Below are 18,615 nucleotides of genomic sequence, written 5' to 3'. Positions count from 1 at the left end.
AAAGGATGAGATCAAATGGTGAAAAACCTTTGGAATAATCAAGAAGCGCAGTCTTTGAATCAAGGATTAGATGAACTGGTATACCGATCGAATTTAATCGGATCTGACCGTGCCGTGTGTAACTGGGGTGGCGGAAATACATCGATGAAAACAACAGAAATAGATTTTCGTGGTCGTGAAGTAGAAGTGATGTGGGTAAAAGGAAGTGGATCGGACCTTGCTACAATGGGAGCAAAGAATTTTACTGGTCTTCGCCTTGAGGATGTTCGTCCCTTAATTGAAAAAGTCGAGATGCCAGATGCAGAGATGGTTGCCTATCTTGAAAACTGCATGCTGAGCCAAAAGCATCCACGTGCGTCCATTGAAACTCTACTACATGCCTTCCTGCCATTTAAGCATGTGGACCATACACATCCAGATGCAATTATCAGCCTATGCTGCGCAGATAACGGGCAAGAGCTAGCAAAAGAAATTTTCGGAGACCGTTTTGTCTGGGTTCCATATATTCGTCCTGGCTTCACCTTATCTAAGATGATTGCAGAAGGAGTTCAGAATAACCCGAAAGCAGAGCTTGTCTTAATGGAGAAGCATGGTCTAGTTGTATGGGGAGAGACAGCAAAAGAGAGCTATGATCGCACAATCTCCGTGATCAATGAAGCCGAATCTTTTATTCAATCAAAGCAGGCTGAAATATTTGGCGGTGCAAAGTATACGTCATTAGCTGAAGATGAGCGAAAAGCTGTGTTGGCTAGTGTGATGCCAGTGATCCGTGGACAAGTGAGTCAACAAGAGAAAGCGATTCTTTCTTACGATGATGGGGAGAGCATTCTTGAGTTTGTTAACAGTCAGGATGCAGAGGTGCTATCTCAGGTAGGAGCAGCGTGTCCAGATCATTTAGTTCATACCAAACGTGTACCACTTTATATTAGCTGGAGCCAGATACTGAAGGAGCAGAGATATTAGCGGAGAAGCTTATTGAAGGGATTAAAACGTATAAAGAAGAATATGAGGCTTATTTCCAAGCGCACCAATCAGAAGGAGATAAGATGTTTGACCCTTCGCCAAGAGTCATTCTAATTCCGGGACTTGGAATGGTGAACACAGGTAAAAGCCTTGCGAATTCAAAGGTTAGTGGTGCACTGTACACAAGAGCGATCTCTGTTATGAAAGGAACCACAGCTCTAGGTCAGTTTGTCTCCCTAAATGCGGAAGAATCCTTCCACATTGAATACTGGCCACTTGAGCTTTACAAACTATCTTTAGCACCAAGCTGAAGCTGAGTTCTCTCGTAAGATCGCGTTTGTCACTGGAGGAGCTGGAGGCATTGGTAGTGAAACATGCCGTCAATACGTAAGCCAAGGAGCCCATGTGGTACTTGCTGATCTAAATCTTGAAGGAGCTGAAACAATAGCTGCTGAGATTAACGCAGAGTACGGCGAAGGACGTGCACTAGCGATTAAGATGGATGTAACGAGTGAAGAAGCAATTGTTGAGGCATTTGCTGAAGTAGCTCGCACCTATGGTGGAATGGATATGCTTGTAAACAATGCCTGGACTTGCTACTTCAAGTCCATTTGATGAAACAAGCCTAAAAGAGTGGAACCTAAATATGAACGTGCTCGGTACAGGGTATTTCCTTGTATCTCGCGAAGCTTTTAAACTTCTGAAAAAACAAGAAATTGGTGGAAGTATGGTCTTTATCGGATCAAAAAACTCCATCTATGCAGGCAAAAACGTGTCTGCTTACAGCTCAGTGAAAGCACTTGAAGCTCATTTAGCTCGCACGATTGCAGCTGAAGGCGGCGACTTCGGTATCCGAGTTAACACGGTCCTACCTGATGCAGTCTTGCAGGGATCAGCCATCTGGGGCTCTGCATGGCGCGAAGAACGTGCCGCGGCATACGGCATCGAACCAGACGAGCTAGAAAATCACTACAAAAAACGCACCACTCTAGGTGTAATGATTCTGCCGAAAGATATTGCCGATGCAGTTCTGTACCTATCTTCATCAAAATCTGAGAAAACAACAGGCTGCATGATTACCGTTGATGGCGGAGTGCCAGCTGCATTTACGAGATAAAGGCAAGCAAAATAGGCACGAACCTAAAGACTTTTGAGCTTGTCGATAACCATCGGCAAGCTTGTTTGTATGTGAAGAAGGGTAAAAACAACGGAAGAAGATTGAATACATCGGAAAGAGAGAAAATACATCAGGAGGAAGCGTGATACATCGGAAGAAGACCGAATACAACGGAAAGAGCAGGAAATACATCCGAAGAAGATCGAATACAACGGAAAGAGCAGGAAATACATCCGAAGAAGATCGAATACAACGGAAAGAGCAGGAAATACATCCGAGAAAGCTCGAATACATCGGAATAAGACCGAACATATTTCCTGTTCATTGCAGCTAGACGGTGTGGAGACCATTGATTCTGAACAAGCAAAGTACGCAGGATCTTGTCGTTTCATCTACCCTAATGTATCATTAAGGTCTTAAGGTCAGATCATTGGAGTGAGTAGATGCTAGAGGGTCAGATTAACCAAGTAAAAAAGACAACGATGTCTCAAAATATTGTACAGCAGTTAATGGAATTGATTATAAATGGTACGATCCCGCTTGGTGGCAAGTTGCCAAGTGAGAAGCAGCTAATGGAAATGTTTGGTGTTGGAAGAAGTACACTCAGAGAAGCGATTCGAGCGTTAGTTGCGTTAGGTCTCGTTGAAGTCCGAGTACCTGAGGGGACATTCGTCGCACAAAGCTTCGGTGATTTCTTCACTAAACACCTCGAGTTGATGTCCAAAATCAGCTATGATAATATTCTTGAACTGGTTGAGGCGAGAGTGAAAATGGAAGCTGTTTTGGCCGAAATGGCAGCGGCAAAGTCCACAGAAGAAGATCATTTAAAATTAGATGAAGTGATTGGGAAAATGAAGGATTCCGCTAATCATGATCGCTTTTTAGAGCTTGATCTTGAGTTTCATCGTTTGGTTGCAGATATGGCGAGAAATTCCTTTCTCTCAGAAGTGCTACAAATTTCGAGTGTTGTAACCAAGGTCTGGATGGTAAAGGTTATAGAAGGGTACTCAATTAGACAGAAGCTTGTTGATCAGCACATCGCCGTAGCAGAGGCGATAAAGGCAAAAAAGCCAACTGAAGCAAAAGAAGCAATGGCTATTCATTTAGATACCATTAATGACTTATTAGTCGAATACAAACAAAAAAATGGAGAGATCTCAGCTGAGTAGCTGATGTCTCTCCATTTTATTTACTTGTCATCCACAAGGATATAACAGGCACGTACGGGTCCGTGAACACCTACAACGAGATTCATTTCAATATCCGCGCTGTTACTTGGGCCAGAAACAAAATTTACACAGGAAGGGAATGGTTGATCCTCTTCCACTAGTTGATGAAGCATCCTAGTAGCTTGGCTGATTCGCGGCACTAGTGTGCTTTTAGGAATAATTGCGATGTACGATTTAGGCAAAAAGCTTACGGATCGCCCTTTTCCCGCTGTATTAAGCAGTGTCACTGTTCCTGATTCAGCAAGGGTCATATCAGAAAATGTGATACCGACGTCTGCTTTTTCGGCAAAAGCGATGTTTTCCTTTTCTCGTTCTGGATCCCAATAGTGAACGGGATGTCCATTTTCACTATGTTTTTCAAAAAATGATTGGAGGCCAAATTCTTCAAATCGTGGATCGCTCCAATTAATGATAGAGGAGGCTTCGTACTCTTGCAGTACCTTATTTAATGTAGCCGGAAGGGTCTCAAGCGTTGCCTCTTCTACTTGTGTATGAATGGCTAGGCAACGGTCCTTCAGCTGTTCAACCAGCTGATCGGGGGAGGCATCTGCAAGGACATCCCATTGAGGACGTTTTTTCCATATTGGTCGAGTGACTTCTTTTTTTCTAGGGCGTCCAAGGTTTTTCGCAATTTCATTTAAAAACGTTTCTTGATTATTTTCTTTTGTTGTTGTCATGATCTGCTCCCCCTTTTTCTGTCTTATACCATTTTCTAAAGGACTGATTGGCAGGTGTCGGGAAGTCACGAATGTCCGTCCATGGTTTCATTGGTCCTGGACCACGAACAATTTTTCCATCCTTCACAAGAGGTTTCATCAGTCTTGGAGCAAGCTTTGCGCCGGTGCTCATGACTTTTGATGAGCTCATAGCTAAGCCAAAACCTCTCATGGCGAGCTTTTCACCCAAGCCATTCATCTTCTCATCCTCAACAATTTTGCGGCGATGTTCAATTAATAGATTATGAAGCGGAATTTTTACAGGGCAAGCATCCGTACAGGCTGCACAAAGGCTTGAAGCAAAAGGCAGCTCTTTATTATCGTCATAACCACCAAGTAATGGAGAAAGCACGGCACCAATGGGGCCGGGATAAATGGAACCGTAAGAGTGTCCGCCGATATGTCTGTAGATGGGACAAACGTTTATACAGGCTGCACACCGAATGCATTGTAGAACCGATTGAAATTCTGTTCCAAGAATAGAAGAACGACCATTGTCGACTACAACTAAATGGAATTCCTCGGGACCATCTGTTTCACCCTCACGTCGTGGACCGGTTAAACCCGTTACATAACTTGTGAGATTTTGACCAACGGCGCTACGACAAAGCATTGTCACCATGACATCAAGCTCTTCCCACGTAGGCACAATCCGTTCCATTCCCATCACTGAGATCTGAGTTTTTGGTAAATCGGCTGTTAGATGCGCATTGCCTTCATTGGTCACAAGCGCAACGGATCCAGATTCTGCAACCGCAAAATTACAGCCTGTTATGCCGAGATCAGCTGTTAGGAACTCCTCTCTCAGCTGTTGGCGTGCAAATAATGCGAGTTCCTCGGGTGTGGAGCTACCCTTATATTGGCGTTTAGATTCAAATGTATCACGAATCTGATCACGGTTTTTATGAAGTGCGGGAGCAACAATATGAGAGGGCGGGTCATGGTCATCTAGCTGCAAAATATATTCGCCAAGGTCGGACTCAATTACCTCGCATCCTATTGACTCTAACGCATCATTCATGCCAATTTCCTCTGTTACCATTGATTTCGATTTAATGATTTTCTTTGCGTTATTTTTCTCCGCAACACTTTTAATATAGTCATTTGCTTCTTGTGCAGTTTGTGCAAAATAGATGTGTCCGCCATGTTTCGTTACATTTGTTGCGAGTTGTTCTAGGTAAAAATCAAGATTCTCAAGTGTGTGTTGTCTAATTTCTTCCGATTGTTCACGCCAATCCTCCCAGTTACCTAGTTGATCAGATGAACGTGTTTTAGCATTTTTTAAGCGTTCTTGTGCGGAGACAACGGAGCCTCTCATAAACGAGTCGCCTAAGCCTTTATTCACACGATCAAAAAACGGTTTGTCTCCAATTTTCATTGGCATGATTGGTTCCTCCTTTACACTTTCTGTTGATTTAAAATTTCAGCAATATGCTTTACTTGAACAGGTTTACCTAGACGTTCTAGGCGTCCGCCAATATTCATTAAACAGCCACAGTCCGCACCAATTAGCACCTCAGAATTCGTTTCTTCAATATGAGCGATTTTTTCGTCGACCATCTGTTCAGAAATCGGTTTCATTTTGACAGAAAAGGTTCCTCCAAACCCACAACAGGTTTCTTTACCAGGAAGCTCCGTATAATTTAATCCGCTTACATTTTTTAAAAGCTTCATAGGTGCTTCCTTTACACCAAGTAGTCGCGTCATATGACAAGACGTATGATACGTGGCTGATGCAGGACACGTTGCGCCGACATCTTCAACACCTAGTACATCAACAAGAAATTGAGTAAACTCATAGGTTTTTGCTGCAAGCTCTTCCGCTCGTTTTAACCAGATGGCTGTATCATCCTTAAACAGATGAGGGTACTCATGTAACATCGCTGCACAAGAACCTGAAGGAGCGACAACATATTGTGAATGCTCAAACGATCGAATCATACTTTTGGCAACTTCTTTGGTTTCCTTATGATAACCACTGTTATAAGCCGGCTGTCCACAACAGGTCTGGCTAGCAGGGAAATCAACCTCACAGCCTTGGCGTTCAAGGACTTCAACAACATCTTTCCCGACATTCGGGTAAAACACATCCGCCAAACAGGTAATAAATAAGGACACTTTCATATCAATCACTCCAATCAGTCATATGGTCAGACCATTAAATATTGTCTTTATTATAAACCTGTGAAGATGGGAGTTCAATAGAAAACTAGTGGAGGAAGTGGAACGATAGAAAGCCGAATTGGAGCAATGGAAGGGAAAGTGGAGCTATAGAAAGCCGAATTGGAGCAATGGAAGGGAAAGTGGAACGATAGAAGGCCAGATTGGAGCAATGGAAGGGAAAGTGGAGCTATAGAAAGCCGAATTGGAGCGATGGAGGAGGAAGTGGAACGATAGAAAGCCGAATTGGAGCAATGGAGGAGGAAGTTGAGCGATAGAAGACCAGATTGGAGCGATGGGAGGAAAAGGAACGGAGACGCCATCAAACTCTCCGCTCTATCTAAACAGATAACCAGCAAACAAACGTCTGCTGGTCTACTTACCTTTTAATAATGAGTTCCAATCTCCCTATCTCCTAAATCTTGAATGGGACGATGATTGTCTGGATAGATCTGTTGAAATGTTTGTAGTTGTTCAGCTGACATGCTGATAGAGGTGTCACTGACACTCCATTTAACATGGTCTGAGCAAGGTGGCGTAGTTAGAGAACCGTGATATTGGAAGGTTGATAGATCTTTAGGTACTAGTTCTGAGGGATTAAGAGAAATGGTTTCATCGGCTTCTCCTTCAGTTTCGGGTATCACATCCCACATGTTTGCTAGAGTCTCGTTCTTTTCTCCTTCCTCAATTAGAACTCCTAAGACGGCCAAGTTATCTTCCTCATCCTGATGAACTAAATGAAGTTCCATCTCGTAATAATCATCGTCTAAGGTATGCTCACTTTGAGAATGGAAATGGAACTGCGCCAACTTGTAATCGGTTCCATTTACAATCAATTTATTTGATGAATGATCACCTACATTTGCTTGAATGGTATGACCGTTATTCTCAATGGAGAAATCTGTTTCGTTATAGTCAAGATCTAATGACCATTTTCCTTCATCTGATGCGTCTTCATTATGTAAGGCTACAGGCGATTGTTCTTTTCCTTGTGAGCATGCTATGTATTCATCATGTAGGTCTGCCCAGAACTGCGGGCCAGTTGAGCCAGAATAAGACCAACCCTTCTTTCTCATTAGAATGTAGCAAGAGGTGGAGTGAGTGATACGGGATAAGTGGTTGATGTGTATCTGTCTGTGCAAAGAGAGGAGCGGTGACCATCGAGCTGCTTGAAAGTGTAAATGCAGCATACAATGACAATTTTCTAAGTGTCTTCATTTTTGACAATATTAATCCCTCCAATAAGTAGTATACCTCCAATTATAAAGATCATTGTTTATAAGAATAGGGGGTATATGGGTTTCCCAACCACATGAGTTTATTAGACATAAAAAAAGATGGACACCAATCAGGTGCCATCCTTTTTTTATGCGTGACTTGGTACTTTTCCGTGGAACGAAATCTCATAAAGTTCTTTCATTTGCTCAACAGAGGTTTCGCGTGGGTTTGTACCGGTACACGGATCTTCAACAGCATTTTTCGCCATAGTATCCACGTGTTTATGGAAGTCTTCATCCGAGACGCCATATTCTTTAAGCGTAGCTTGGATGCCTAGATCTTTATTGAGTTGATTGATATAAGCAATTAACTCGTCAACTAGCTTCTCATCGCTAGATGCTTCAAGTCCAATTTTTCTTGCAAATGTTGCATAGCGATCTGTCACAACTGTGCGGTTAAACTCGATCACGTATGGTAAATAAATCGCATTTGCTAAGCCGTGTGGAATACCAAAGGTTGGGCCACTTTTGTGAGCCAAGCTGTGCACGTTACCGAGAACGGCGTTAGCAAAGGACATGCCGGCCATGGCTTGCGCGTTATGCACCTGCTTGCGAGACTCTTTATTGCCTTTGTAGGAAGACAGTAGATGCTCTTTCAAAATCTCGCCGCCACCTACAGCTAAAGCATCTGTGAATACTGTTCGTGGTTTGGCTACATACGCTTCAATAGTATGAGTGAATGCGTCCATACCTGTGTTGGCAATCAAGTGCTGAGGTAGGCTATCTACTAGGCTTGGATCAATGATTGCCACATCTGGTGTTAGCTCAAAGTCAGCCAGTGGGTATTTTACATTGGTTTCATCATCTGTCACTACAGAGAGATTTGATACCTCTGCACCACTTCCGCTTGTGGTTGGGATACCGGCGAACTTCGCTTTTGTCCGAAGTTTCGGTAGGGTAAATGGTTTGGCTGCATCTTCAAATGAAAGATCAGGATGCTCGTGGAACAACCAAACAGCTTTAGCTGAATCGATCACGGATCCACCGCCAATCCCAATAATCCAATCAGGATCAAAACTCTCAACGGCTTTGGCACCATCTTTTACAATCTTTACAGTGGGTTCTTGGTTAAATCCATCAAATACTTTAGTTTCTATATCAGCCTCAGATAAAAGCTTTTCGATTCGATCTAAGTTTCCATTCTTTTTAAGTGAACTGCCCCCAATGATAAGGGCTGCTTTTTTACCTTCAAATGATTTTAAGGTATCGAGTGCATCTTCCTCAAAATAGATATTTCTAGGAATTGTAAAGCGACTCATGAAAAACATGTCTCCTTTTTAATGGGTTGTTTTAAGATCAACGATCTCTACTTATATGCGTTCCCACACAAAACAAATTAAAACATGGAATTTTAAATCATGAACGATCTTTACAAACTCAACGGTTCCCCTAAGCTCTTAAAAAACACTTTATCTTCCATTCACAGATGCTTAATGAAAGGGGCGTAGCATGAAGGCAAGATAGAAAATCACTAAGGAGGCAAAAGCATGAAGACATATTGGACACTTGGAAGCGCGATGGCGGCAATGTTGGTAATCGCAGGATGTGGTTCGTCGGGATCAACAGAATCAGTTAGTGGGGCACAGCCTGATGAACCTATAGAGCTTACATATTGGTATGCCTGGGGAGATAAGATTGGAGAAAATAACGAAAACCTTGTTCAACAGTTTAACGAGGCACACCCAAACATCCAGGTAACTGCAGAATTCCAAGGAACCTATGATGAATTGCATGCCAAAACTCAAGCAGCGTTTGCAGCTAAAGATGCGCCGGAAGTAACTCAAAATGAAATTGCTTCTGTAGAGACCTTTGCGAAAAATGGAATGACAGAGAGCTTGCAGCCTTTTATTGATCAAGATGAGTTAGATATTGAGGACTTTAATGAAGGGTTAATGGGGAATTCCTACGTAGATGAGGAAATTTATGCACTACCGTATCTTCGTAGCACACCAATTTTGTACTTAAATACAACGCTTCTAGAAGAAAAAGGACTAGACCCAGCTTGTCCAAAAACATGGGATGAATTTAAGGAGTATGCTGCAGTTTTATCAGAGGATGGAGAAATGAAAGGGGCAACGATGCCTATTGATATCTGGTTTTATGAAGCCTTCGTTACTCAAGCTGGTGGTGAAATGATTGATGATGCTGGTAAGCCTGCTTTTAATAGTGAAGCAGGGGCAGAAGCCATTGATTTTATTAAAGAGATGTATGAAGCAGGTTCAATCAAAGTTCCAACAGGCGATGTAGCCGGAGATACAGCGAAGCAAGATTTTGTGAATGGAAAGTCAGGAATGATGCTCAGCTCAACAGCAGATCTAACGTATTTAATGACGAACGCAAATGATCAAGGCTATGAGGTGGATACAGCATTTATGCCAGAGAATAAGCAATTTGGTGTTCCGACAGGTGGAGCAAATTTAGTGATGACAGCAGGTCTTGATGACGCAAAACAAGAAGCTGCCTGGACATTTATAAAATGGATGACAGATACAGAGCAAACAGCTTATTCAAGTGAATTTACTGGTTATCTGCCAAGTAGACATTCTGCTTCTGAAACGGAGAAAATGCAAAAGGTTTATGAAGAGGTTCCACAATACAAAACAGCCGTAGATCAGCTTGAATATGCACATGAACGACCAATGGTAGAGGGCTATCCTGAGGTAGTGAATGCATTAGTCGAAGAGATCACAAGAGCCGTTTTACAGGATGGTTCAAGTCAAGATGCTTTAGACAATGCGACCGAACGTGCAGAAGCCGTTTTGAAATAATTCCAGGAGGTGCGTCGATAATGGCCAGTATTACTCTTAAAAACATTAGTAAGCAATTTGGAGACGATCTGGTTATTGATGATCTGAATCTCCATATCAAAGATGGTTCCTTTACAGTGTTTGTTGGTCCTTCTGGATGTGGGAAATCTACAACTTTACGTATGATTGCAGGCCTTGAAGAACAAACAAATGGAGAGATCTGGATTGATGACAAACGTGTCGATCAATTACCTCCAGGAAAACGTGATATTGCCATGGTTTTTCAAAACTATGCTCTCTATCCAACGATGACGGTAAAAGGGAATATCGAATTTGGTCTAAAAAATAAAAAAGTGCCCAAAGCAGAGAGGGAGGCGTTGATTCATGATATCGCCGGAATTGTTGGGCTGACTCCGTACCTATCCAAAAAACCTCAAGTCCTCTCTGGGGGACAGCGTCAGCGAGTAGCCTTAGCAAGGGCTATGGTAAAAAAACCAAAGGTCTTTGTGTTTGATGAACCTCTCTCAAATTTGGATGCCAAACTAAGAGGTCAGATGCGTACAGAGCTAATCCAACTCCATAAGCGACTTGGTACAACTTTTGTGTACGTTACCCATGATCAAACAGAGGCGATGTCCATGGGTGATGAGATTGTCATTCTGAACAAAGGTCTTATTCAGCAAATGGATGCACCGATGAATATCTATCAGAAGCCGGCGAATGTATTTTCAGCACAATTTATTGGAACTCCAGCCATGAATGTGTTTACAGTCGATGAATTGCCTGACTCGTTTCAAAATGTTAGTGGGGGCATTACGAGAATTGGCTTCAGGCCTGAGCATGTCTCAATGTCATCCACACTCGCTATTTCAGGTGAAAAAGCGATCGTTAAAGCAGAGATCAAAACGGTTGAAACACTAGGATCAGAAACGTTATATCAACTGGAAACTTCATTTGGCGGTATGGTCGCAAAAAGTGTTGAGCCACCTTTAAAAATGGGTGATCAGGTTTACATTAGTATTGCTAAAGGGCATCTCCATTACTTTGACCGAAGTGGTGTTGCTGTACCTAATGTTAGTATTGTTCATAAAGAGGTGGGCATTGAAGCATGATGCAAAAAGCTCAGCCTTATCTAATGATTTTGCCATCACTAGTCGTATTTGCTTTGTTTTTTCTCTATCCAATTGGCTATTTGATTCAGTTGAGTCTGCATGATTGGAACTTTATCAGCCCTGAGATGAATTTTATTGGACTGCAAAATTTTCAGCAGTTGTTTGCGGATAATGAATTTAAAGAAGTGCTTCTAAATACAACCATCTACACCGTATCAAGTGTAAGTGTAACAACAGCTCTCTCGATCCTATTAGCTCTTTGGTTAAATAAAAAAGGCTTGCTCTATACGTTTTTACAGGGTGCAATTTTTAGTCCACATGTGATCTCGCTTGTTTCGATTGCGCTTTTGTGGATGTGGATGATGGAACCTGATTACGGTTTATTAAACTGGGCACTTAATCTGGTTGGAATCAATGGTATTCAGTGGTTAAATGCACCCGAGACCTCGCTATTTTCATTAATTGTTGTAGCGGTATGGAAAGGCCTTGGTTTTAACACACTTATTTTCATTGCTGGTTTGCAGAGCATTCCCAAGACTGTATACGAAGCGGCAGACCTTGACGATGCTTCAAGGTTTAGTACCTTTCGTGAGATTACATTACCCATGTTGTCACCTACTATCTTTTTTCTAGTTATTATTAATCTTATTGGTTCCTTTCAGGTCTTTGAAACCATTTCGATTATGACGCAGGGTGGACCGATAAATTCAACAAATATGCTGGTTTATTACATCTATGAGTATGGGTTTCAATTCTTTAAAATCGGTTATGCCTCTGCAGCTGGTGTCCTGCTGCTTGGTATTATTAGCATCTTCACAGCAGTTTACTTCTGGCTCTTATCACGTCGGGTTCACTACCAATAAAAAAGGAGCTTCCACCTGATGATTTTGTTAAAACGCTCGTTTAACATAGTGGGATTGCTCCTACTAGCACTCTTGTTTATCTTTCCATTTGTTTGGATGGTTTCCACCTCTTTAAAGACTCTAGGAGAGGCGATGACATTTCCGCCTAAATGGCTACCAGAGGTACTGCAGTGGCAGAATTTTGCGGCTGCATGGAATTCAGGTCCGTTTCTTCAGTATCTAACAAATAGTTTACTAGTTACAGGTGGCATTCTTATATTGCAGTTTGTCACAGTAGTTCCGGCTGCGTATGCATTCGCTCGTTATCAATTCCGTGGACAGAAGGTTTTGTTTGCACTCATTATGGTCACATTAATGATTCCAGCACAGCTTATCTTTCTTCCTGTATACATTCAGATGAGTAACTGGGGATTGCTCAACCAAGCGTGGGCACTTATTTTACCTTTTGCTTCTAGTGCTTTTGGGATCTTTTTGCTAAGACAGTCATTTAAACAAGTCCCTCATGAACTGATTGAAGCAGCAAGACTAGATGATGCAAGTGAGTGGAAAATCATGTGGAGAGTCATGGTTCCACTAGCAAAACCAACGTTAATCACATTTGCTTTATTTAGCTTCATCACACATTGGAACGATTATTTTTGGCCACTTGTGATGACCACAAATAATGATGCTCGTACCCTTCCAGTTGGTATTGCTCAGCTTCGTAATACAGAAGGAGGGGTCTCCTGGAACACGTTAATGGCGGGAAATATGTTGCTTGTCATTCCTGTACTGTTTGTGTTTTTACTTGCTCAAAGGCAGATCATTCGAGCATTTACCTATACGGGAGTCAAATAAGAAAGGGTGATTGTTAATGAAATGTATCGCACACAGAGGTTGGTCGAGTTTTGCTCCTGAAAATACGATGGCGGCTTTTTATAAAGCACTAGATCATGATTGGATCTACGGAATTGAGTTAGATGTTCATTTAAGTAAGGATGGAATTCCTGTTGTTATCCATGATCATACGCTTTGTCGAACAACAAATGGAACAGGTGAAGTACGAGAGTACACGTACGCCGAGCTTTTGCAGCTTGACGCAGGAAGTTGGTATCGTGAAAGCTTTTCTGATGAACGAATCCCAAGCCTAGAGCAGGCACTTCAAGCCATGAAAGATTCAGGGAAAAAGGTGACAATTGAGCTTAAGCAGGTGGGGTCTCGTTATCCTGGCTTGGAGGAAAAAGTAGTTGAAGTAGTAGAACGCTTAAAGATGGTGGAGCAAGTGATCTTTGCCTCTTTTGATCATGTATCTGTGGAGCGAATCTTTAAGCTAGCCCCACAAGCCAATCGAGGTCTAATCATTGGTCAGCTACCTAATTTGATTCTTGAGCAATTGGATTATGTAAAGGCACGCTATCTGATGCTTGAGCACCATTTTGCGGAGCCTAATTTGCTAGAAGAGCTTAAGAGGCATGGCATTCATGTGGGAGTTTGGACGATCGATGATGAACTCATGATAAACCGCAAACGAACCTCTTTTGAAGACGTCTATATCACGACAAATAATCCTCGTATTTTGAAAGACCATATCTTAAAAACATCAACCGTTTAAATAGGTGTACCGCTTTCACTTCCTGACCTGTTCATATATGATTAAAGAAGAGAACGGGTTAGAGGAGTGAACCGAACGTGTCAGAACATCAAGATGTCATCTTATATGAAAGTAAGCATCAAGAAAAGGATTTTGTCCAACCACATTCCCATGCCACGCATCAAATTCTATATGTTCTTGATGGCCAAGGTCGTTGTAAGTTAAACGATCGTGACTTTCCACTCAAACCAGACAGTATGATTGTTATTCCTCCTTCTACAGAGCATTCTATTTTAGCAGCGTCGAAAATGACGGTGCTTATTTTGGAGTTTTCTCGAGTGCATGTAGATTCTGAAAGCAGAGAGTTGCTTATATCTCCGGTGTTTGCAGAGTCAAAGGTGTGGAGCCTAAATCTTTTTAGTAGCAGTGAAGTCCGCAAGCTTTTGAGGAAAATGCTATACGAACAATCCCAAAAAAACATTGATTATAAACTAGGTATCAAACTTTTGCTTAGTCAGCTTTTATTTATCTTAATGCGTGCTAATCAATCAATGGCGCAGCAAGACTCAAACACACTGAGATCAAGCTGGTTAAAGGAATATATTGATTCTAATTTCTATCAAATTACAAGTATTGAAGAAATGGCAGGCAAGATGGGTATTAGTTCACGATACATGAACCAAATGTTTAGTGAAGTGTATGAGCAAACCCCGATGCGTTATCTAACGGAAGTTCGATTAACCAGAGTAAAAAAAATGCTGACGGAGACAGATCTTGATATTGTCACGATATGTTTTGAAGTAGGTTTCGAATCTCTATCAACCTTCTACCGGGTTTTTAAAAAGCAAGTTGGTGTCCCGCCCCATCGTTATCGAACGACGTATGCTGGCAGGGAGTAAGATTGCTGTGTGACCGGAGCGTTCATGAGCGGAAAGGGGCAGCTTAAGCGCGGAAAGAGAATCCACCAAAAGCAAAAAACCACCTTCCACAACGGAAGGTGGTTTCATTCTATTCATATAAACTCTTATCCTCAACTTTATGCGTGATAAAAGTAAGCACAAGTCCGAGTGTAATCAAGCCTGCAGCCACAAATGTCACAATGACGTAGCTGGCACTGATATCTAAGATCATTGTTCCAAGGAAAGCGCCGATCGCGTTTGCCAGATTAAAAACTGAGGCTGCGACTGTTCCTGATAAGGAAGGCGCTTCTCTTGCGGCAATAATAATTTTGGAATTTAACAGTGGTGTCGTACCGAATGTTCCAACTCCAAATAGGAAACAAGCGACAAAGGCTGTGATTGGAAACTGTAACAGGTATGTGAACGATACCAAGATCACAGCGAGCACCACAAGTGCCCCCATTAGACGTTCTGTCAGTAGTTTAGGAATCACACGTCCAGATGCAAAGTTTCCTATAACCGCTCCAAGTCCAAAACAAAAGAGAGCTGTGGTAATGCCAGTCACTTCAAAGCCCGCGAAAGCGCGTAGCATTGGTTCTTTGAAGGTATAAGCTGTAAAGACTCCGGAGAATCCAAACACAATAATCGCAATGACAAGAAGTACATTTTTATTTTTGAACATACCTAATTCTTTTTTGAGATTAGGCGTGTCGATTGGTTTGTGATTTGGTGTGGTTAAGATAATGCCTATAAAAGCAATTGCTCCAATTAAAGCGATAAACCAGAAGACATATCTCCAATCAAACATTCCACCAAGGTACGAGCCAAAAGGAACCCCAAGCATGATGGCTATGGTTAGACCACCCTGCACAGCGGCAATGGCTGCTGTTCGTTTCTCAGGGGTGGAAATGTTAACCGCTACAGCCATACTCAATCCGAAAAATGGAGCGTGCATAGTGGCAGACAATAACCTTGATACTAACAGCATTTCAAAATTTGGTGCGGTTGCCGCTATGATATTACTGGCTACGAATATGCCCATAAATATGATTAACAGTGTTTTGGTTGGAAATTTAATTGTAATCATCCTTAGGATCGGTCCAAACACTGCAACACCGAGTGCATATACACTGAGCAACAACCCTGTGGTTGAAATTGGTACATCTAGATCCATTGAGAATTGAGTTAGCAACCCTGTCACAACATATTCAGTCATTCCAATGGCAAAGGTGGAAAGCATAAAAACGATTAAAACTGTTGATCTTGAAGCCTGTAAACGATTCATTTCATCACCCCTCACAATACGCTTTTTATTAGCACAAGCGGTTATAATAAAACATTATGGGGGTGATGTCTAGGCATTTTACTTAAAAACTATAAATTACTAAAATGACTGCGCTTACGTGGATTTTGGCCGCTAATACTACAACAAAAAATCAGAGAGAATGACACTCTCTGACTTAGTTGATTAAAGATTCTCTTTCAATCTTTTTTGAATCATCGCATATTGTTCTGGATCAATTCCTGGAGCAAATAGCTGCGGCTTCTCTTCTAGATCGGGAATAGGAGCGCCTTCTGGTACCCCATCAATCACTCGCAGAGGTTCGTTTGTTTCTGGGTTTTCACCTTTCCAAATCTGCCGAATATCTCGATATTCCGGTTCGCCCCATGTATAAAGCACATTGTAAAGACCTTGATCAATAAATTTATTTGTTTCGGCAAATTTGGTATTGTCGGGATACGGGACAGGAAGCATTTTTCCAATATCAACGCCAGTAGCTACTTGAATCGCCTTGGCATAAGCGATAATATGTGTGCCTCCTCGAACTAGTAAGTATCCACAAAGCTCTCGAACTGTTGGGTTAGTAGACATTTCATAGACTCGCATTTTATGATTACGTGCACCAATTTCTAATGTGTAATTGTGTAGTAAGTCCTCTACAAGAGCGCCACTGTTGTTTACGAATGTACCATTCCAGGGTCTGCCCATGCTGTCGCCTGGAAATGCTGTTTGTGCAGTTGTTGTATAATGAGTCGAGTATCGATCATCTTTTCCGTTTTGAAGTGGGGCGGTATCGGGGTCTCCGGGAAACGTTGTTCCATAGGAGACGAGATTAATCGCGTTTGCCACTAATTCAACGTGACCAAACTCCTCAGCTGTAATACTGGCTATGAGATCATAAAAGGGTTTGTATTTTGATTTTCCTCGAAAGTTAAAAGATTGGAACATGTAATTATTTAATGTAGACATCTCACCAAATTTTCCACCTAATAATTCTTGAACAGCTGCTGCGGCATTGGCATCACCGTGTTCAGGTCTAGGAAGTTCAATTTGTAATTTATTTATCCGTTTAATCATATAACAGTTCCTCCATTCCTTATTAAGTAAGTTAGGTTATATGCGTAGGGAGGATTGTGTTATTTTGCTGGAAAAACCAAATAATTTGTTGGGTTCGAATGTAAAATGGAGTGCCACCCATTTCAATAACTAGATGATCGGGTTGTACGTCAAGCAGCTTTCCTCTTACCGCTCCACGGGTTGTCTGTGCCTCAACCATCTGATTTAAATACTCTGAAGCTGCACTATACAAATAAGGATCATTAAGCGTCCAGTCAAGCTGATCATTCACATTCATCATCCTTTCTCCATTTTTAAATCTTAGGCAGTATATGCTATGCATTTGAAAAATACCCCTAAATGAATCTATTTCCGAAAATGAGAATTTCCTGCCTGATCTAATAAGATTTATGTATGCGCTTTAATTATGATAGAGATAGATTAAAAGTAGAGAGGGGAAAGCAAATATGGCAACGCATAAAATTGGTATTATCATGAATGGTGTAACAGGAAGAATGGGGACAAATCAACACTTAATTCGTTCGATTGTGGCTATTCGTTCAGAGGGAGGCGTTAAATTAGCTAATGGAGATGTACTTTATCCAGATCCAATTCTAGTGGGTCGGAATGAAGCGAAACTTCAGGCGCTTGCTGATACTCATGGAATTGAGCGTATTGGAACGGATCTTGAAGCAGCACTTGCTGATGACCATAATGTGATCTATTTTGATTCCCAAACAACAGTACGCCGTGCTGAAGGGATTAAACAAGCGATTGCAGCAGGAAAACATATCTATTGCGAAAAACCAACTGCAACTAGCGTCGAAGGATCACTTGAACTAGCAAGGTTAGCTCAAGAAGCAGGCGTTAAAAACGGGGTTGTTCAAGATAAATTATTTCTTCCAGGTTTATTAAAGCTGAAGCGTTTAGTAGATAGCGGCTACTTTGGTGAGATTCTTTCTGTCAAACTTGATTTTGGATACTGGGTATTTGAAGGAGATTGGCAGGAAGGTCAACGTCCAAGCTGAATTATAGAGAAGAAGACGGTGGCGGGATCATCGTTGATATGTTCGCTCACTGGAGATATGTTATTGATAATTTGTTTGGAGAGATTAAATCTCTTACATGCCTAGGAGCTACACATATACCAAGCCGTGTTGATGAAAATGGAGAAACGTACAAAGCAACTGCGGATGATGCGGCTTATGCTATTTTTGAAATGAAGAGTGGAGCTGTTATTCAAGCTAATTCTTCATGGACAACTCGTGTAGATCGTGATGACCTTCTAACGATTCAAGTGGATGGAAAACTAGGCAGTGCAGTGGCAGGACTGCGCGACTGCAAGACGCAGCATCGTGTGCAGACTCCACGTCCAACTTGGAACCCAGATATTCCAAACCCGTTTGCATTCCAAGAACAGTGGGAGCAAGTGCCGGAAAATGAAACGTACGATAATGGCTTCAAAATTCAATGGGAGCTATTCCTTAAGCATATTCATCAAGACGATGCATTCCCGTGGGATCTGCTTGAAGGGGCTAAAGGAACTCAACTTTCAGACCTTGGACTTGAAGCGTGGCATGGTCGTAAGTGGGTAGATGTACCGGAATTGAATTTATAGGAGGCA

15 protein-coding genes and 2 pseudogenes are annotated in these 18,615 nt (G+C 41.9%); 9 read left to right on the top strand and 8 right to left on the bottom strand.

Annotated features, from left to right (window positions below; genetic code table 11):
- Nucleotides 1–15 precede the first annotated feature (15 nt).
- A pseudogene (locus NDM98_RS12090) lies at nucleotides 16–2,080 on the top strand (bifunctional aldolase/short-chain dehydrogenase).
- 443 nt (nucleotides 2,081–2,523) lie between these two features.
- Nucleotides 2,524–3,249, top strand: coding sequence for a FadR/GntR family transcriptional regulator (locus NDM98_RS12085; protein WP_251607914.1), 726 nt, complete (start codon nucleotides 2,524–2,526; stop codon nucleotides 3,247–3,249).
- Nucleotides 3,250–3,269: 20 nt separating this feature from the next.
- Here the strand turns inward: NDM98_RS12085 and NDM98_RS12080 are convergent, their stop codons facing one another.
- The 5 genes from NDM98_RS12080 to NDM98_RS12060 form a co-directional block, all read right to left on the bottom strand.
- Nucleotides 3,270–3,986 carry a LutC/YkgG family protein gene (locus NDM98_RS12080; RefSeq protein WP_251607912.1) on the bottom strand — a complete coding sequence of 239 codons (717 nt, stop codon included), beginning with the start codon at nucleotides 3,984–3,986 and terminating at the stop codon, nucleotides 3,270–3,272.
- Nucleotides 3,964–5,409, bottom strand: coding sequence for a LutB/LldF family L-lactate oxidation iron-sulfur protein (locus NDM98_RS12075; RefSeq protein ID WP_251607910.1), 1,446 nt, complete (start codon nucleotides 5,407–5,409; stop codon nucleotides 3,964–3,966). The genes NDM98_RS12080 and NDM98_RS12075 overlap by 23 nt, the downstream gene beginning before the upstream one ends.
- A 14-nt stretch (nucleotides 5,410–5,423) precedes the next feature.
- A complete protein-coding gene (locus NDM98_RS12070) occupies nucleotides 5,424–6,149 on the bottom strand; it encodes a (Fe-S)-binding protein (RefSeq protein ID WP_251607908.1) in 726 nt (241 codons plus the stop codon).
- A gap of 422 nt (nucleotides 6,150–6,571) precedes the next feature.
- On the bottom strand, nucleotides 6,572–7,261 hold the full coding sequence (locus tag NDM98_RS12065) for a carbonic anhydrase (RefSeq protein WP_251607906.1): 690 nt from the start codon (nucleotides 7,259–7,261) through the stop codon (nucleotides 6,572–6,574).
- 290 nt (nucleotides 7,262–7,551) lie between these two features.
- Nucleotides 7,552–8,721 (bottom strand): iron-containing alcohol dehydrogenase, encoded by a 1,170-nt coding sequence (locus tag NDM98_RS12060; protein WP_251607903.1) that lies wholly within the window; start codon nucleotides 8,719–8,721, stop codon nucleotides 7,552–7,554.
- 228 nt (nucleotides 8,722–8,949) lie between these two features.
- Here NDM98_RS12060 and NDM98_RS12055 point away from each other — a divergent pair, with 228 nt between their 5' ends.
- From NDM98_RS12055 to NDM98_RS24470, 6 genes are all read left to right on the top strand, one after another.
- Entirely contained in the window at nucleotides 8,950–10,230 is a 1,281-nt protein-coding gene (locus tag NDM98_RS12055; RefSeq protein WP_251607900.1) for an ABC transporter substrate-binding protein, read from the top strand.
- 20 nt (nucleotides 10,231–10,250) lie between these two features.
- Entirely contained in the window at nucleotides 10,251–11,321 is a 1,071-nt protein-coding gene (locus tag NDM98_RS12050; protein ID WP_251607897.1) for an ABC transporter ATP-binding protein, read from the top strand.
- Nucleotides 11,318–12,184 (top strand): carbohydrate ABC transporter permease, encoded by an 867-nt coding sequence (locus tag NDM98_RS12045; protein WP_251607895.1) that lies wholly within the window; start codon nucleotides 11,318–11,320, stop codon nucleotides 12,182–12,184. Before NDM98_RS12050 ends, NDM98_RS12045 begins: the two co-directional genes overlap by 4 nt.
- Before the next feature lie 18 nt (nucleotides 12,185–12,202).
- Nucleotides 12,203–13,021 carry a carbohydrate ABC transporter permease gene (locus tag NDM98_RS12040; protein WP_251607893.1) on the top strand — a complete coding sequence of 273 codons (819 nt, stop codon included), beginning with the start codon at nucleotides 12,203–12,205 and terminating at the stop codon, nucleotides 13,019–13,021.
- Between the two features lie 16 nt (nucleotides 13,022–13,037).
- Nucleotides 13,038–13,775 (top strand): glycerophosphodiester phosphodiesterase, encoded by a 738-nt coding sequence (locus tag NDM98_RS12035; protein WP_251607890.1) that lies wholly within the window; start codon nucleotides 13,038–13,040, stop codon nucleotides 13,773–13,775.
- A gap of 77 nt (nucleotides 13,776–13,852) precedes the next feature.
- Nucleotides 13,853–14,653 carry an AraC family transcriptional regulator gene (locus tag NDM98_RS24470; protein ID WP_251607887.1) on the top strand — a complete coding sequence of 267 codons (801 nt, stop codon included), beginning with the start codon at nucleotides 13,853–13,855 and terminating at the stop codon, nucleotides 14,651–14,653.
- Between the two features lie 109 nt (nucleotides 14,654–14,762).
- Here the strand turns inward: NDM98_RS24470 and NDM98_RS12025 are convergent, their stop codons facing one another.
- From NDM98_RS12025 to NDM98_RS12015, 3 genes are all read right to left on the bottom strand, one after another.
- A complete protein-coding gene (locus NDM98_RS12025) occupies nucleotides 14,763–15,938 on the bottom strand; it encodes an MFS transporter (RefSeq protein ID WP_251607884.1) in 1,176 nt (391 codons plus the stop codon).
- A 183-nt stretch (nucleotides 15,939–16,121) separates the two neighbouring features.
- Nucleotides 16,122–17,012 carry a manganese catalase family protein gene (locus NDM98_RS12020; protein ID WP_251607882.1) on the bottom strand — a complete coding sequence of 297 codons (891 nt, stop codon included), beginning with the start codon at nucleotides 17,010–17,012 and terminating at the stop codon, nucleotides 16,122–16,124.
- A gap of 31 nt (nucleotides 17,013–17,043) precedes the next feature.
- On the bottom strand, nucleotides 17,044–17,283 hold the full coding sequence (locus tag NDM98_RS12015) for a YuzF family protein (RefSeq protein WP_373370377.1): 240 nt from the start codon (nucleotides 17,281–17,283) through the stop codon (nucleotides 17,044–17,046).
- A gap of 175 nt (nucleotides 17,284–17,458) precedes the next feature.
- Between NDM98_RS12015 and NDM98_RS12010 the strand changes: the two are divergent.
- Nucleotides 17,459–18,609: pseudogene (locus tag NDM98_RS12010) on the top strand (Gfo/Idh/MocA family protein).
- The last annotated feature ends 6 nt before the right edge of the window (nucleotides 18,610–18,615 follow it).

The sequence above is a fragment of the Alkalicoccobacillus plakortidis genome, from assembly GCF_023703085.1.
Lineage (GTDB): Bacteria > Bacillota > Bacilli > Bacillales > Bacillaceae_D > Alkalicoccobacillus > Alkalicoccobacillus plakortidis.
Note: the sequence above shows the minus strand (reverse complement) of the source record. Positions and strands in the feature narration are given on the sequence as shown.

What these genes read in the sequence shown, in the direction of transcription:
- NDM98_RS12040 (WP_251607893.1), top strand. Translation starts at nt 12,203, where the DNA reads ATGATTTTGTTAAAACGCTCGTTTAACATAGTGGGATTGCTCCTACTA.
- NDM98_RS12025 (WP_251607884.1), bottom strand. Translation starts at nt 15,938, where the DNA reads ATGAATCGTTTACAGGCTTCAAGATCAACAGTTTTAATCGTTTTTATG.
- NDM98_RS12055 (WP_251607900.1), top strand. Translation starts at nt 8,950, where the DNA reads ATGAAGACATATTGGACACTTGGAAGCGCGATGGCGGCAATGTTGGTA.
- NDM98_RS12020 (WP_251607882.1), bottom strand. Translation starts at nt 17,012, where the DNA reads ATGATTAAACGGATAAATAAATTACAAATTGAACTTCCTAGACCTGAA.
- NDM98_RS12060 (WP_251607903.1), bottom strand. Translation starts at nt 8,721, where the DNA reads ATGAGTCGCTTTACAATTCCTAGAAATATCTATTTTGAGGAAGATGCA.
- NDM98_RS12080 (WP_251607912.1), bottom strand. Translation starts at nt 3,986, where the DNA reads ATGACAACAACAAAAGAAAATAATCAAGAAACGTTTTTAAATGAAATT.
- NDM98_RS12075 (WP_251607910.1), bottom strand. Translation starts at nt 5,409, where the DNA reads ATGCCAATGAAAATTGGAGACAAACCGTTTTTTGATCGTGTGAATAAA.
- NDM98_RS12085 (WP_251607914.1), top strand. Translation starts at nt 2,524, where the DNA reads ATGCTAGAGGGTCAGATTAACCAAGTAAAAAAGACAACGATGTCTCAA.
- NDM98_RS12070 (WP_251607908.1), bottom strand. Translation starts at nt 6,149, where the DNA reads ATGAAAGTGTCCTTATTTATTACCTGTTTGGCGGATGTGTTTTACCCG.
- NDM98_RS12065 (WP_251607906.1), bottom strand. Translation starts at nt 7,261, where the DNA reads ATGAGAAAGAAGGGTTGGTCTTATTCTGGCTCAACTGGCCCGCAGTTC.
- NDM98_RS12050 (WP_251607897.1), top strand. Translation starts at nt 10,251, where the DNA reads ATGGCCAGTATTACTCTTAAAAACATTAGTAAGCAATTTGGAGACGAT.
- NDM98_RS12035 (WP_251607890.1), top strand. Translation starts at nt 13,038, where the DNA reads ATGAAATGTATCGCACACAGAGGTTGGTCGAGTTTTGCTCCTGAAAAT.
- NDM98_RS12045 (WP_251607895.1), top strand. Translation starts at nt 11,318, where the DNA reads ATGATGCAAAAAGCTCAGCCTTATCTAATGATTTTGCCATCACTAGTC.